The sequence below is a fragment of the Mesocryomonas fontinalis genome (assembly GCF_055730125.2).
The window spans coordinates 17,306-33,077 of sequence record NZ_JBUZWG020000005.1; the positions used below are offsets into that span (position 1 = coordinate 17,306).

Below are 15,772 nucleotides of genomic sequence, written 5' to 3' on the forward strand. Positions count from 1 at the left end.
TCCTGCTCTGCGTCAGGTCCTTCTGACTTTTCATGCGGGCCGCCGTACCAGGCATTTCCCGGAGCATCGCCACCTCATCTCACGGGCAGTAACCCAAGGACCTCCCAACGTGCATCCAGCCGGATGCAGCTTGCCATGCGATCAGGGTCAGCTCCGTCTAAGCCGAGCTCGCGGACAAGGGGAATAGACCCTCAGCCCCTGCCGACGCAGTGAGATACGGCCGGAACAGGTGGGAGACCTGGTTGAGGCCCCAATCGAGATGACCGGCGTCAAGCTCGTCGATGCCCTCCTGAAGGTTGAGGTAGACCGCCCAGTAGGTCGAGACGATCCAGACGTTCGCGAGCAGCGGGTCGATGTCGTCGGCGGGCACGGCGACGATCCCGTCCTCGATCATGCGCCGCAGGAGCGCGTCGACGACGCCGCGCATCCGGGTGCTCATCTCTCTGATGGGGGCGGCCAAGGCGGGCATGGTCCCTGCCAGCGCGAGAAGGTCGCGAAACAGGAAACGATACGACCAGACCAGCCGGAACCAGTCGCTGAGGAAGTTTTCGTAGGCCTGTGCCTCGTCCTGTCTGCCGCCGAGAGCCCGGATGGCGAAGACCTCGGCGTCGGCCTCGAACCGGGCGAACAGCGCCAGGACCAGGCTCTCCTTGGTGCGGAAGTGGTAGTAGAGGTTGCCCTCGTTCATCCCGACCGTCCGGGCGATCTCGGCCGTCGTGACCCGGTCCGGCCCCCGTCCGTTGAAGAGCCCGAGCGTCGCTTCGAGAACGCGTTCGCGCGTTCCGCCGCGTGCCCGTTTCGAATTGCGCTCGTCTGCCGCGGTCATGGTCGCCCCTAGTCGTCTGAGGTAATCACCTTAATTCCGCCGGAATAAGGTATGCACCTTATGTCCCATGTTGGAGCCTCACTTGCAAACAGGGATACCCATGTCGTCGACCCCGCTTCGCCGCCGCCTTCCCTCGCTCGGTTCGTTGGCCGCCGCCCCTTCGACGGTGCGCGCCCTGTCGGCCGTCGTCCGAAACCCTCTGGAGGCGCTTCCGCCGGAGATCTACCGTGAGCCCTTCGTGGTCTCGCGCATCGCCGGGACGCCCCGGATCTACCTGGCCGATCCCGTCCTGATCCAGGAGGCGCTCGTCAAGAACGCCAACGCCCTCAGCAAGGGCGAGGAAGTTCGGCGCGCGCTTGGACCGGCCCTCGGAAAGGGCTTGCTGACGGCAGACGGGACGCACTGGAAGTGGCAGCGGCAGTCCGTCGCGCACGCGTTCCGGCACGACAAGTTGCTGGCCCTCCAGCCCGCGATGATCGCGGCAGCCGAGGATACCGGAGCGAGATGGCGGTCGCAGGGACCGGGAGCCGTCGACATCGGGCACGAGATGATGCGCACGACGTTCGACATCATCGTGGAGACGATGATGTCGGGTGGCGCCGGCATCGACGTCGCGCGGGTGGAACGGGGCATCACCGACTATCTCAAGCCGAGCGGATGGACGTTCGCGCTCGGGATCCTCGGCGCGCCCGACTGGGTTCCCTACCCCGGCCAGCGCAAGGCCGGAGAGGCGGTCGCGTTCCTGCGCTCCAGCCTGCATTCCGTCATCGCAGAACGACGCCGGAGAGACGATCCGAGACAGGACCTCGTCGCCATGCTGCTTGCGGCCGCGGATCCAGAAACCGGTCGGACCATGACCGACGAGGAGATGGTCGACAACTTGATGACGTTCATAACAGCCGGGCACGAGACCACGGCGCTCGGCCTAGCGTGGACCTTCCATCTCCTGTCGCTTCACCCGGCCATCGAGGCCAGGGTTCTCGATGAGATCGCCACCGTGACGCAAGGCCAGCCGATCACGTCGGACCACATCGCCAAACTGGCCTTCACCCGTCAGGTGTTCTCCGAAGCCATGCGGCTCTATCCGCCCGCCCCCATCATCACCCGCACGGCGATCAGGGACTTCGTTCTCGGCGAGCACTCGATCGCCAAGGGGACCGTCGTCTACGTCCCGATCCACGCGGTGCACCACCACACCGCTTTGTGGGACAACCCGGAAGCATTCGACCCCGATCGCTTTGCTCCGGAGGCCGCAAAGACCCGGCATCGCTACGCCTACATGCCGTTCGGCGCCGGGCCGCGCGTCTGCATCGGCAACGCCTTCGCCGTGATGGAGGCGGTCGCCGTGCTGGCGGTGCTCCTCCCAGCATTCAGGGTCACCATGATATCGCGTATCCCGCCGCAGCCGATCATGAGGGTCACGCTGCGTCCGAAACAGACCCTGTCGATGAGGGTCGAGGAACGGGACGTCAGAAGATCCAGCTAGGCCGAAAGCTCCGAGAAAGTTTGATCGACGCTGCCAACCCAGACGGACCCGCCGTTGTCATCCGAGCTGCCCCCGTAGGTGGCGCGGATGATAGGATAGTTGCTGGCCACGGCTCAGCCCCACTTCATCTCGCCGGTCGCGACCTTGGCGCCGATGTCGAGCGCGACATCCATGCCGAGTCCCGGGAAGCGGGACTTCATCGCGGAGACAAGTTCTGCCGACGTCGGCCGCTTGGCGAGCTCCTGATCGAACGCGACGAGATAGGCCTTGGTATGCTCGAGGCCGGAGAGGTCCGTCGCGGCCTCCGGCACCATGTGGCCGGGCACGACGATCGCAGGCTTCGCCGCCAACATCTTGTCGAGGTTGGCGACCCAGGCCGCGCGGGCCTCCCTCGTCTGCGTATCCGCGGTCCAGACGTGGACGCCCGAGAACACCAGCACGCCGCCGAACACCGCATCAAGGGCGGGGACTCGGAGATAGCGACGGTTGGCAAGCCCCTCGGCCGCGACGATCTCGATCTGCTGGCCGTCGACGGACAGCGCCTTGCCGTCGAAAGGCTCGGGCATCACGACGTCGGCGACCGCTTGCGGGCCGTTGTCCTTGAGTTGGGGCCCCCAGGCGGCGATCTTCTTCTCGACGCTCGCCTTGATGGCGGACACCGTCTCCGGCGCGGCAAGGACCCTGGCATCGGGGAACGCAGCCACGATCGGCCGCAGCCCGAAGTAGTAGTCGGGGTCGCTCTGGCTGACATAGACCGTGGTCAGGCGCTTGCCCGTCGCCTTGATCGCCTCGGCCAGCGCCCGTCCGTCCGAGAGCGTGAAGCCTCCGTCGACCAGCACGGCCTCGCTGGCGCCGGAAACAAGGACGGGCGCACGGAAGAAGCCGTTCTGGCCCGCCGGGAAATGCTGCCAGGTCAAGTCCGAAGCGGCAGCGGCAGCAGGTCCGCCGGGGATCAGGGTGGCGGCGCCGGCAGCAAGGGTCGTCTTCATCAGTTCTCTCCTGTTGAGCACGCGAATTCTCCGTTGGGCTAGGGATTGGTTGGGCTAGGGATTGGTTGGGCGACGGAATGGAAAGGAAGGGCGGCGGTTGGCCGGGGTTCACGGAAAGCGGCGGGCTCAACCTGCTCGAAGGTCTGCGAGCAACGCTTCGAAGCTTCCCATCAGGACGCCCGCGTTCACCCCGCGCCTTGCGCCAGACGCGCCGACGGCAATGGTGGGGACACCGCTGGCAGAAACCTCACGCATGATCGACCGACCCACGTCGAGGCGCCTGCGAACGGCTTCCAGAAGGACGTTGTCGGGTGCCAAAAGCCTTGCTGCGGCTGCGGTCAGTCCGAGATCGTTGAGGACGTCGGCCAATACATTGGCATCGGTAATGTCTCGACCATCGACGTAACGCGCTTTCTGCATGGCGCCGAGCGCCTCCATCTCGCGGGCGGGGACCGTCATGGTGACGCCCGTGAGAGCGAGGGTCGCCGGTCCTGAATCGAGTGCCCCCGAGAAGTCGCCCAATACCCGCTCACGGTAGCCTTGGCTGAAAGCCTGCCCGGTGAGTGTTGCGATGCGCTGGTCATTCGACCAGGCGAAGGCGGCAAGGCTCGCGTCCATCGAACGAGCCCCCGTCCCGGTGAAGAGGCCCGTGGGAACCATCGTCAACTTGAAGTCGGGAAGTTCTGCGAGCCGAGCCAGGACTGGCGCGGCTCCGTAGCACCAGCCGTAGAGGGGATCGAACAGGTAGCTGATCGCATGGACTTGCATCGCGGCGTTCTCCTTCCGCCGATCAGATGGCACGCCAACGAACGCGCGATAAGGCTGACAAAACCTACGAACTGTATGCTAAAATTTGACAATGTATCGGAAGGTTGGTTGGCTTAGCTGATGAACCTTAACCGACTTCCGTATTTTGCCGCCGTGGTCGAGGCGCAATCTTTCACCCGGGCGGCGGAACGCCTTGGGGTCACCAAGGCCGTCGTCAGCCATCAGGTAGCGGAACTCGAGCGCGAGGTCGGAGCGACCTTGCTGGTCCGTTCGACCCGGCGCGTCGAGCCGACGGAGGCCGGACGCCTCTTCCACGCGCGCTGCGTCTCAATCCTGAAGGACGCCGGAGATGCGCTCGCCGAGGTCACCTCCGCCGTGGACCGGCCGGTGGGTACGTTGCGGATCGCGGCCCCGAATGACTTTGGGGCCGCCGTGCTGGTTCCGATCGTCGCGGACTTCGTCGCACGATACCCGGACTGCCGCGTCGAGCTCGAACTTGCCGACCAGACGGTCGATCTCCTCTCTGGGCGGCTGGATCTCGCGATCCGCGTCGGCTGGCTGGAAGACTCGAACCTGCAGGCTCGCAAAGTCGGATCGTTCCGACAGCTTCTGGTGGCACGCGCTCCGTTCGCCTCGGGGATCGCCCAAATCAGCGATCCCTCAGATCTGGCGACCCATCCGTTCGTCTCCAACAGGGCACTGAAGCATCCGCTCGACTGGCGCTTCAGTCGCTTCTTCGATGCCGATCAGGATGTCCAGATGACCGCCGCGATCTCCATCGACACGACCCCGGCTGTTCTGGCGGCCGTTCTTGCCGGAGGCGGCATCTCGGTGCTCCCGGACTTCCTGGTCGACGATCTCATTGCGTCCGGCAGGCTGGTCCATGTCCTGCCGGCATGGACGCTGCCTTCCGGCGGAATCCACGCCGTCTTCCCCGTCGCGCAGTATCGCCCGGCGAAGGTCAGGGTCTTTCTGGACATGTTGGTGACGGCCAGCAGGCAGATGGGTAACGTCCAACCCGTTGCATGAGGCTCTCGGTGGTTTCAACTAGGTGAGCCAGTCTACCGTCAGACGGTCATGCCCATGCCCCAGATCACATTTTTCGCCATCGCTCATGAGGCCTGACACGGTGTCGGCGAAGCGCGGCGTAAGCGATCGCTTGAACAAGAGCGCCAAGCTTTCGCGGATGGTGAGCCAATGGAAATATGGCAGCTATCGCCGACAGCCTTTGTTGAAGCAGACGGACGGCTCTCCACCCTTCATTGCCATTCCGGAGCCTCGTACACCCTCACTGAAGCGGTCACTTGAACCATTGCAGATTTCAAGGATGTTGATAAACGGCAATTCCGGCTCGAACTAAAAGGATCGTCATGCCGGATTTCCCAACACTCGGACTTTTTGCTGTTGCCGCCTTCGTTCTGACAGCGACGCCAGGTCCTGACATGCTGCTCATTGCCTCGCGAAGCATCAGCCAAGGTCGGTCATCAGGCTTCCTAACTTTTGCTGGGATCGCGGCCGGCACCTACTGCCACGCGCTGGCAGCCGCGCTGGGCCTTTCTCAGCTCTTCCTTGCTGTTCCCGTTGCCTATGAGATTGTGCGCTGGGCCGGGTGCTTTTATCTGCTTTATCTTGCTTACCGTGCTCTTCGGTCCGACCTCACGGCCTTTACACCACAAGCCAGCACAAAACGGCTTTCGCCCCGCCGCATCTTTCTGGAAGGGTTGGGTACGAACATTCTGAACCCGAAAATGGCGCTCTTCGTGCTCGCCTTATTTCCTCAGTTCGTTTCGCCCAGCAGTGAGGCGCTGGTTCCGCAGATGTTACTGCTCGCAACAATCCTCAACGTTTCTGGTCTCGTCGTGAACGGAGCAATTATTCTTTTCAGTTCTCATGTTGGAAAACGCCTTGCCGGGATCAGTCGTTTCCCGCGGGTGCCGCAATATCTATTAGCGACTGTCTTTGCGGGTCTTGCCTGCCGTTTGGCATGGGGCACTAGTCGCAGCTAGAGCTTCAAACGTCCGCTTCTCCTTCACAAGGCTGGGAAGCGGACTACCCGCTTTCACCCGGTCGAGCCGAACGGTCCAGGTTAAACGGATGCCCGGAACCGCGCTGACCGGCAGCGACCCAACGTTGCCCTTCCTGCAAGGACCCATGCGTACGAAGAGCGTCGAATTGACCGTCGCGGGCGAGTCGAACGCGCTCCTAAATCGTTCAATGCCCTGCCGCGCATTTCCTTTGGCGGGACGACGTCCGGCGAAACGAGCTTCCCTTAGGACGAACCTAACGCACTGGCGGTAGAATGCTTAGCGACGACCGAACCGGATACCGACATCAATGCGCCCGTCTCAACCTTTCGACCTCGTCGCGGAATCCGATCGTCTCAACCGGCTGAGCTTCTCCCCCCCAGTGGAGGCGCGTTTCGATTTGGAGGGACTGGTCCAGCGCAAGCACATCGGCCGCATCGCCCTGTTCGTGGGAATGCTGGTCTACGACGCGGCCATTATTATGGATTGGCAGGTGATCCCGGACATGGTCGTCTGGCTTGCCTTCCTGCGCTTCGGCGTCTTCACCGCGATGGTCTTGTTCGTCCTTTGGCTGCTGCCCCGCACGACGGCGATCTGGCAGTTCGATGCCATGATCGTCGTCGGCACGATCGTCGGGGTCACCTTGCCAACGGCCGCGATGGTCTTCAGCCGCTCGGAGCATGTGCTGCTCTACCAGTTCGGCACCACGCTGACGCTCACCTACTTCACCTTGGTGCAGAGGGTGCGGTTTCGCTTTGCGGCCGTTGGCTTGGCTGTTGCCTTCGGAGTGCAGTTCGCATGTCTGCGCCTTCGCTCGGAAATCGACGCAACCGAGTTCGGCTTTGTTGTAAATTTCTATCTCAGCGGGGCGGCCCTCTTGCTGATGGGATCTTACATCCTCGAGCGGTCCGAGCGTCAGGCTTTCCTGGAGCGTCTGCGCTCCGAACTCCTGCTCGAACAGATCGAGAAAACGGCGCGCACCGATTCGCTTACCGGCCTGTCGAACAGACATCACCTCACCAGCATCAGGGAAGCGATCGCCGCCGGCTTGGTCAACGGCTACGTCTCCGTGTTGATGATCGACATCGATCATTTCAAGCGGTTCAACGACACGCAGGGGCATCTCGCCGGCGACCACTGCATCAGAGCGGTCGCGCAGCTAATTCGTGACTCGCTCGACAGCCACGGTGCCAACCTCTCTGGCCACGCTTTCCGGTACGGTGGCGAGGAGTTCCTCTTGCTGCTGCCGGGGAGAGACGCAGCCCATGCCGCCATTCTCGGTGAGACCATCCGCCAACGCCTGGCGGCTGCGCGAATTGCTCATCCGGCCGCTGGCGAGGGCGCGATGGTGACCGTATCTATCGGTGTTGCCGGATGCTGTATGACGGGCTTCTCGTTGGACGTCCTTATCGACACCGCCGATCACGCCCTTTACCGCGCAAAGCAAGAAGGCCGGGATCGCCTAGTTGTTGCCGCATGAATGCGCAGGGCGGAGCTGTTGCGCCGACTGTATAGCTGATGCCACGGCGACGCCCGTATAGACGAAAGGGACCTGTCCACTTCTGAACCACCGTCGGGATAGCTGCCGTGGCGGTGATGCGAGGGGCGAAGGCGCAAGGTGAGGCACCAATAGGACTGGAAGGCATCGGTCAAAGTGGTCGGGCTTGGTCTGCAGCTCTCGACCTGATGGAGACATTCCAGCGTTCGGCGTTTTCGGCTATCGTCGCGCAATGAGCGGCACATCTCGAGTGCAAGAAATCCTTCGGTCAGACCCTTATCGATGGCATCTTTTAGACGTCGTGCGCTCCCTAGGCTTGCCAGATTGCTGGATCGGCGCAGGCTTTGTTCGGAACGCAGTATGGGACTGTTTGCATCAGCGCACCCCGTCGCCGCCAACCGGCGACGTTGATGTCATCTGGCACGATCACACGCGAAGCTCGGCTATAATGGATCGACAGTTGGAAGCCCTTCTGTGTGCCGCCGAGCCTGGTATCCATTGGTCGGTAAAGAACCAAGCTCGGCTGCACGGGCGCAACGGCGACGATCCCTATACCTCCTCGGTCGAGGCGGTGCGGTATTGGCCTGAAACAGCAACGGCCATCGCCGTGCGTCGTCTTGGCCTTGATGAGTGTGAAGTCGCGGCGCCGTGGGGCTTGGATGATCTGTTAGCTCTAGTGCTGCGACCAACTCCATGTTTCCGGAGCGAGAAGCGCTGCATCTACGAACAGCGTCTGCGTACAAAGGGCTGGATCGCCTTTTGGCCGCGGTTGCAAATAGAGTACTGCTGAGTCCGCTTTCCACTCAAAGTCGACCAGCGATTGCCCTCGGACTAAGCTCAAAACGAACGAAAATCACTTCCCTCCAGCAATTCCGGTTCCGATCCGAGAACCGGCCTGCAGATTTCCCTCCATCCGCGCCCTGAAGCCCCGCCATGCTCCTGCGGAAACCGGCCCTACCCCGGCACCACCCACGCATCCGCCACGGCGACATGCACCCGCGCATCCCGCTCCAGCGCCACCCGGCTGTCCAGCGACAGCCGTTCGCCCGTCTCGGTGCGCAGCTGCACCTCGTGCACGGCGCCCCGGTAGATCGAGGATGTCACCGTGGCGGGGAGCCCGGTCTCGGCAAGCGTCAGCGCTTCCGGGCGGAGCAACACCGTCACCGGAGCGCCCTCCCCGCCGGCGCCACTCTCCGCCGTGCGGGCGGCGATCTCGGTGCCGCCGATCCGCACGGCATTCTTGCCCGCGACGCGCTCGGCCGTGACGAGCGAGCCGCGGCCGACGAAGCCCGCCACCGCCCGGTCGGCCGGACAGCGGTAGAGCGTTGCGGGATCGGCCGCCTGCAGGATGCGGCCGGCCTGCATCACGACCACCCGGTCGGCCAGCGCCAGCGCCTCCGACTGGTCGTGCGTGACATAGACCATGGTCGCCCCCGTCCGCTCGTGGATCTCGCGGAAAGCCTCGGCCATCGAGGCGCGCAGGTGCATGTCGAGATTGGCCAGCGGCTCGTCGAACAGGATCACCTTGGAGTCCGCCACGAGGCAGCGGGCGAGCGCCACGCGCTGGCGCTGGCCGCCCGACAGTTCCTCGATCCGCCGGTCACCGAAGCCGGCAAGCCCGACCGTCTCCAGCACGGCATCGCGGCGCCGCGCGATCTCCGGCTTGTCGACCCGGCGGGTCTTCAGCGGATAGGCGACGTTCTCGCCGACACTCATGTGCGGCCACAGCGCATAGGACTGGAAGACGACGCCGACGCCCCGCTCCTCCGGCGGCAGCTGCCGCTTCGGATCGGCGACGCGCACGCCGCCGATGTCGATCGTGCCCGCATCCGGCGCCTCGAAGCCGGCGATCAGCCGCAGCAGCGTGGTCTTGCCGCAGCCCGAGGCGCCGAGCAGCGCGGTGAAGGAGCCGCTGGCAAAATCCAGTGTGATGTCGCTGAGCGCCGGTGTCGCGTCAAAGCGCTTGCCGACCCCGGCAATGCTGATCGTGGTCATGAAGTCTCCCGATGCGTCCCGCCCCGTAGGGCCGGAAGATGACGGCCGAATGACGCCGGGGGTGCGGACGGCCGAAGGCGTCAGGCGGCCTGCGGCGCCGGGCTGATCCGCTCGGCCCGGTCCGGATCGATCAGCAGCGAGATCCCCGCCGCCGCCAGCGCCGTCAGGCCGGCGATGAGGAAGGCGGCCTGGTAACTGCCTTGCGCCTCGCGCATGAAACCGCCGAAATAGGCGGCGCTTGCAGCCCCCAGCTGGTGGCCGGCGACGATCCAGCCGAACACCAGCGGCCCCGCGCGGTCGCCGAAGCTTTCATTGGCAAGGCGCAGCGTCGGCGGCACGGTGGCGATCCAGTCGAGCCCGTAGAGCACCGCGAAGACGCTGAGGCTCAGCACCGAAAAGTCCGAGAACGGCAGAAAGATCAGCGAGAGGCCGCGCACGCCGTAATAGACGAAGAGCAGCTTGCGCGGATCGTAGCGATCGGTGAGCCAGCCCGACAGCGTCGTGCCGATGAGGTCGAAGGCGCCCATCGCGGCGAGGAACCCCGCGGCCCTGACCTCGGTGATCCCCATGTCGCCGCAGAACGAGATCAGATGCGTGCCGACGAGGCCGTTGGTGGTGAAGCCGCAGACGAAGAAGGTGGCGAAAAGGTACCAGAAGACGCGCGTCGCCGCGGCCTTCTTCAGCGTTGCGAAGGTCGCGGCCAGGAAGTTGCCGGTGGCCGCGGCGATCGGCGGCTCGGCTTCTTCCGCCCCGAAGCGGGTGAGACCGATGGCGGCAGGACGCTCGGGCACCAGGAAGAACACCAGCGGCAGCAGGGCCGCGCAGGCGCAGGCGACGGTGATCACCACCGGCTGCCAGCCGCCGCCCTGTGCCAGCATTGCGAGGAACGGCAGGAAGATCAGCATGCCGGTGGCGCTGCTCGCCGACATCAGCCCCATCACCAGGCCCCGGTTGGTCTTGAACCAGCGGTTGACGATGGTCGCCCCGAGGACGCTCGCGACCGCCCCGGTGCCGAGACCAGACATCACGCCCCAGGTGGCGACAAGGTGCCAGGGCTCGGTCATCCAGAGGCTCAGTACGGAGGAGCCGGCCATCAGCGACAGCGCCAGCAACAGCACGCGGCGCAGGCCGAAACGCTCCATCGCCGCGGCCGCGAAGGGACCGGCGAGACCGTAGAGGAAGATGCCGATGGCGGCCGCCAGCGAGATCGTGTCGCGCCCCCAGCCGAACGCGTTCTCCAGCGGCAGCATCATCACCGATGGCGACGAACGCAGACCGGCGGAGATCAGCAGCGCGAGGAAGATGACGCCGACCACCACGAAAGCGTAGCGCTGGCCGAAACGCCGAGTGAGGCTGGTGCTGGTCTTCATCATCTCGGCATCCCGTCGCACGCCCCCGCGCCGAGCTACCGATGATTCAGCCAGACTTGTCAACGGGCCCTGGCGGTCTGCCCTCTACCGGACAGTGCCCCGCAACAGGCCGGCCCGCCGTCAGGCCACGAGTTCCTCGCGCTTGAAGAACCAGGCGTCGATCGCCGCCGGCAGCATCGGCCGTCCGTAGAAATACCCTTGTGCCTCGTCGCAGCCGGCATCGAAAAGGAAGTCGCGCGCCCCCGTGTCCTCGATCCCCTCCGCCACCACCCGGTAGCCGAGATCGTGCGAAAGGCTGATCATCGCCCGAACCAGCGTCCGGGCCTTGTCGTCGGTCGCCAAGTCGAGGAGGAAGGAGCGGTCGATCTTCACGACGTCGACGGGGAGCTTCTGGAGATAGGACAGGCTGCTGTACCCCGTGCCGAAGTCGTCGATCGCCAGGCTGAACCCCATCGCCGACAGCGTCTTCAGCTTCGCCAGCCCGTTGCCGGACTCCTGCATGACGGTGCCCTCGGTCAACTCGAGTTCGATCGCCTCCGCCGGCACGTCATGGCGCAGCAGCGCCTCCTGCAGCATCAGGACGAACTCGCCGTCCTCGACATCCCGGGCGGAGATGTTGATCGACATGCACAGCCGCGAGCCCTCGGCCCGCCACTTGGCCATCTGCGCGAACGCAGCCTCGACCACCCAGTCGGTCAGCGACCGCATGTGCGACGTCCGTTCGATGATGGGCAGGAATTCCGCCGGCGAGATCAGCCCATGCAGCGGATGCGTCCAGCGCACCAGCGCTTCGACCCCGACGCCATATCCCGACCGCAGATCGATCCGCGGCTGGTAGACCAAATGCAGCTGACCGTCCGCGATGGCGCTCTTGAACTCGCGCAGGATCCAGTAGCGGCGCGCGTTCGCGTCGTCGTCGGCCTTTGAATAGAACTGCACCGCGTCGCCCAGCGCACGCGCCGCCTGCGCTGCCGAATGCGCCCGGCGCAGCGCTTCGCGCGGCCCGATGTCGCCGAGCGTGAAGCCAGCGACGCCCAGCCGGGGGCTGAGCAGGAAACGCGACTCCAGCGTCTCGTGGTTCACCTTCGTCCGGTTGCGCAGGGTCACTTCATACTCGGTCGCCCCGACACCCAGCGGTGCCAGGAAGGCGAACTGCGTCGCCGCCACATGGTAGAGCGAGCGGTCCGGCCCGATGATCGAGCGAATGGTTTCGGCGGCGGCCTGGACAACCTCGTCGAAGTACCGCGATCCCATCACCTGCGCCGCCTGGTCCATCTCGTCTGAACCGGCGATCTCGACGAGAACGACCATCCGCTCCTCACCCGGACAGTCGCGCGCCGTATCCTCGACGTCGTCGAGAAACTGGTTGCGGTTGGGGATGCCGCTGATCGGATCGACGCGTCCCCTGGTGACCTGCATCTCGACCTGCGACATGGCGAGGCTGGCCAGGTCGACGAGCGATGCGAGTTGCTCCGGCGTCGCCTCCCGCGGCTCCGAACCGAACACGCAGAGGGTGCCGATGGCCTTGCCCTGGTGGGTGATCAAGGGTGCGCCAGCGTAGAAGCGCATATCGTAGAGTTTGACCACGGGACAGTCGGCGTACCGCGCCTCTGCCTGCAAGTCGCGAAAACTCATGGCGTCGGCGGTGGCCGTCACGTCGGCGCACGGCGAGCCATCCTGGCACGTCCCGCCGAATTCAAAGCCGATATGGCGCGCGAACCAGATGTGGTGCCTTTCCGGCAGGACGATCATGGCCGTAACGGATTTGAAAAGCTCGGCGGCCAGGCGGGTAACCCGGTCCAGACCTTCATTCGGTTTGGTCGTCATCGCAGCGAGCTTGGTCAGCGCGCCGAGATGCGAAATCTCGTTGAATGTCGACATAATGTCCTTGGGGTCCGCGTCATGGCCGGTCTATGGCAGCGCAGATGTAAAGCAACCCCGCACTCGAATTAAAGTTCCGCTTCGGCAGATGGAGCGGTGATACAATGACTGCGTCAACAGTCTCCGGCAAATAACCAGTAAAGGGCGGCGCGCTTCGAACGGCGCCTACGGAAATTACCACCTGAATCTTAGTTAATTCCCTTGCGGTAGCTTGGGCAGGTGGCGGCATCGGGCATTCTGCAGCACGCTGGCATGGGCGATCTTCCAATCGCAACAGATGCCTCTGGGGAAATCGAGACCGGCATCAGCCTTTGTCCAATCGATACGACCGGACCTGCCGCACCTCAGGCAGCCGAGGCGTCGGGACGTGCGAGACCGGCCAGCCGCTGGCCGAGTTCGGCCTGCCGGAAGGGCTTGGTCAGCCGCGGCAGATCGTCGGTGGCTCCCCCGGCATCGCTATAGCCGGACACCAGCAGCACCGGCAGGCGCGGCCATTCCGCCTTGATCTTGCGGGCCAACTCGACACCGGTCATGCCCGGCATCAGATGGTCGGTGACGACGATGTCGATCACCTCGCCATTGCGCAGCACGCTTTCCGCCTCCAGGCCGGTCCCCGCCTCGACCGTGTCGTAGCCGAGTTCCTCCAGCATGGTGCAGGTCGCCATCCGGACGAACTCCTCGTCGTCGACGACCAGCGCCCTCCCCCGCTTGCGATGATCGTTGGCGATCGGACCCAGCACCTCGACCTCCGTCACATCCCTGCCGCTTACCGGCAGGAAGAGATCGATGCGGGTGCCAAGCCCCGGCTTGGAGTCGATCCGCAAGGCGCCGCCGAGCTGCGCGGCGAGCCCATGCACCATCGACAGGCCGAGTCCCGTTCCCTTGCCGATGCCCTTGGTCGAGTAGAACGGCTCGATCGCCCGCTTCATCGTTTCCGCGTCCATGCCCGTGCCGGAATCCGCGACCGACAGCCTGATGTAGCGTCCGGGAGCCAGCATCTCGCCCCTGTCGCCGGAGGGTTCCGCCAACTCCGCAATGTCGGCGGAAACGTTCAACGTCCCGCCCGTCGGCATGGCGTCCCGGGCGTTTACGCAAAGGTTCAAGAGCGCCATCTCCAGCTGGTTGGAATCGGCGAGCGCCGGCGGCAGGTCGTCCGCAACCTCAACCGACAGCCGGATCTGCGGCCCCGACGTGCTGGCGACCAGCCCGGCCATGCCCCGCACCACCAGCGCCACATCCACCGGCTCGGCGGTCAGCGGCTGGCGCCGGGCGAAGGCCAGAAGCCGCTGCACCAGAAGCTTGGCCCGATCGGCCGACTGCAGCGCGCCCTCGATCATCCGCCGCTCGCGCTCGGTGCCGGTGCCCCGCCGCGACAGCATGTCGAGGCTGCCGATGATCGGCGTCAGGAGATTGTTGAAATCGTGCGCGACACCGCCGGTCAGCTGGCCCATCGCGTCCATCTTCTGGCTCTGGCGCAGCGCCGCCTGCACCAGCTCGCGCTCGGTGACCGCCGCCTCGACGCGCTGTTCCAGCGTGGCGTTCATCTGCTGCAGCTGCACTTCTGTCTGCCGGCGTTGGCTGATATCGTTGAAGAGGATGCCGACGTGGCGGCCTTTCGCGGTCTCGATCGGAAAGGCATGGACGTCGAACCAGCGTTCGCCGAGTGGCTTTGCCTGGTTCTCGAAACGGATCGCACGCCCCGTCAGGACGACGTCGCCGAAGAGATCGAACCAGTGCCGCTCCTGGTCCGGCAAGAGTTCGCTGACCCATTGTCCGCGGGCATGGGCGATGCCGGTATGGCTCGCGAAGGCGTCGTTCACCTCGAGAAAGCGATAGTCGACGGGAAGGGATTCGGCGTCGAAGCGCAACTCGACGATGCAGAAGCCGGCGTCGATCGAGTCGAACAGCGTGCGGTAGCGGTCCTCGCTGAGGAGCGTCGCCGCCTCGGCCTGCTCGATTCGCTGCGTGTTCAACCGGCCGAGCTCAAGCGCCTGCTGCCGAAGGCGATCCTCGAGAACGGCGAGATGCCCTGCCTCCAGCGCGGCCTTCTCGCGCCTCTCCCGGTCGAGCTCGGCGCGGATCCGGCCATCGCGCACGATCAGCCAGCAGAGGGGCGCAGTCGTCAGCACCACCAGCAGCGCCATCGCCGTCTGGCCTTCCAGCAGCTGGTGGTTGGCCGCCTGCAGCAGCGCCCAGCCGATCGCCGCCGGCATCAAGGTCAGAAGAAGCCGACGCCGGGTGGACTGCCCGGACGCACCGCCGGCGCCGATCGTGGCAGCCCAGCCAGCGTTCTCGCGGCCGAGGATCGCGCCCATCGACAGCAGCAGGACCGCGAACGCGGTGTTCGGTGCAATCTTCTGAAGCCACGGCAACGTATAGAGGTCGGCCGCGCCGTAGGCGTAGCCCGCCAGCACGACGCCGGATATGAAGAGGGCAGCCGCGGCCAGCGGGTCACCCCAACGCGGTCGCTCGCGCAATCCCGGCAGCATCGCCAACGCCATCAGGGCGATCGACACGGCCGCGCCTGCCGACGTCCGGCTGCCCGCCGCCGCGGTCCCGCCCCACGCACTCGCGATGGCCGACGTGACGTGATCGTCGCCGAGGAGAATGCGGCTCGTCAGCAGCGTGACCGCAAAGGCTAGGCCGAGAGCGGCCAGCGCCGTCGCAATCCGTCGGCGCTGGTATGCGAGACCGGACATCGCAACGAGGGTCAGCGCACCGGCCGTCAGCGGCGACATCGGTGCCACACCGGGGTTGAGCCGGTACAGCCAGGAAGCACCGAGGACATGCCCGGCCAGTCCCAGCGATGACATCGCCAGCGCCGCAAGCAGGCAGGCGGTGGACAACCGCCGGGCAAAGCTCGAAGACGTCAGTAGATCTGCGTGAGAATGCACTGCCATCATCATGCCCACCCCGGTCGTCGACCGCAGCCCTG

12 protein-coding genes are annotated in these 15,772 nt (G+C 65.0%); 5 read left to right on the plus strand and 7 right to left on the minus strand.

From position 1 onward, the window contains the following. Positions 1–157: 157 nt before the first annotated feature. Positions 158–826: a TetR/AcrR family transcriptional regulator gene (locus ACZL02_RS13290; RefSeq protein WP_472937010.1), complete on the minus strand. Its 669-nt coding sequence runs from the start codon at positions 824–826 to the stop codon at positions 158–160. Positions 827–926: 100 nt separating this feature from the next. Here ACZL02_RS13290 and ACZL02_RS13295 point away from each other — a divergent pair, with 100 nt between their 5' ends. Beyond that, a complete protein-coding gene (locus ACZL02_RS13295) occupies positions 927–2,312 on the plus strand; it encodes a cytochrome P450 (protein WP_472937009.1) in 1,386 nt (461 codons plus the stop codon). A gap of 113 nt (positions 2,313–2,425) precedes the next feature. Here the strand turns inward: ACZL02_RS13295 and ACZL02_RS13300 are convergent, their stop codons facing one another. Continuing rightward, positions 2,426–3,322, minus strand: a complete 897-nt coding sequence (locus ACZL02_RS13300; RefSeq protein ID WP_472937008.1) for an MBL fold metallo-hydrolase — start codon at positions 3,320–3,322, stop codon at positions 2,426–2,428. A 105-nt stretch (positions 3,323–3,427) separates the two neighbouring features. Further along, complete coding sequence (locus ACZL02_RS13305; protein ID WP_472937007.1) at positions 3,428–4,069, minus strand: DsbA family protein; 642 nt, start codon at positions 4,067–4,069, stop codon at positions 3,428–3,430. A 120-nt stretch (positions 4,070–4,189) separates the two neighbouring features. Between ACZL02_RS13305 and ACZL02_RS13310 the strand changes: the two genes are divergently transcribed. The 4 genes from ACZL02_RS13310 to ACZL02_RS13325 all read left to right on the plus strand — a co-directional run bounded on the left by ACZL02_RS13310 (position 4,190) and on the right by ACZL02_RS13325 (position 8,381). After that, the gene (locus ACZL02_RS13310) at positions 4,190–5,098 is read left to right on the plus strand and encodes a LysR family transcriptional regulator (RefSeq protein WP_472937006.1); all 909 of its coding nucleotides are present in this window, start codon (positions 4,190–4,192) and stop codon (positions 5,096–5,098) included. A 341-nt stretch (positions 5,099–5,439) separates the two neighbouring features. Continuing rightward, positions 5,440–6,075, plus strand: a complete 636-nt coding sequence (locus tag ACZL02_RS13315) for a LysE family translocator (RefSeq protein WP_472937005.1) — start codon at positions 5,440–5,442, stop codon at positions 6,073–6,075. A 328-nt stretch (positions 6,076–6,403) separates the two neighbouring features. Continuing rightward, positions 6,404–7,573 (plus strand): GGDEF domain-containing protein, encoded by a 1,170-nt coding sequence (locus tag ACZL02_RS13320; protein WP_472937004.1) that lies wholly within the window; start codon positions 6,404–6,406, stop codon positions 7,571–7,573. Between the two features lie 250 nt (positions 7,574–7,823). Continuing rightward, positions 7,824–8,381: a nucleotidyltransferase family protein gene (locus ACZL02_RS13325; protein WP_472937003.1), complete on the plus strand. Its 558-nt coding sequence runs from the start codon at positions 7,824–7,826 to the stop codon at positions 8,379–8,381. Between the two features lie 164 nt (positions 8,382–8,545). On the opposite strand, the gene ACZL02_RS13330 is transcribed toward ACZL02_RS13325, so the two are convergent. The 4 genes from ACZL02_RS13330 to ACZL02_RS13345 all read right to left on the minus strand — a co-directional run bounded on the left by ACZL02_RS13330 (position 8,546) and on the right by ACZL02_RS13345 (position 15,737). Further along, a complete protein-coding gene (locus ACZL02_RS13330) occupies positions 8,546–9,586 on the minus strand; it encodes an ABC transporter ATP-binding protein (RefSeq protein WP_472937002.1) in 1,041 nt (346 codons plus the stop codon). An 80-nt stretch (positions 9,587–9,666) separates the two neighbouring features. After that, positions 9,667–10,959: an MFS transporter gene (locus ACZL02_RS13335; RefSeq protein WP_472937001.1), complete on the minus strand. Its 1,293-nt coding sequence runs from the start codon at positions 10,957–10,959 to the stop codon at positions 9,667–9,669. Between the two features lie 117 nt (positions 10,960–11,076). Further along, positions 11,077–12,837, minus strand: a complete 1,761-nt coding sequence (locus ACZL02_RS13340; protein WP_472937000.1) for a sensor domain-containing phosphodiesterase — start codon at positions 12,835–12,837, stop codon at positions 11,077–11,079. A gap of 344 nt (positions 12,838–13,181) precedes the next feature. After that, positions 13,182–15,737, minus strand: a complete 2,556-nt coding sequence (locus tag ACZL02_RS13345; protein ID WP_472936999.1) for an ATP-binding protein — start codon at positions 15,735–15,737, stop codon at positions 13,182–13,184. Positions 15,738–15,772: the final 35 nt, after the last annotated feature.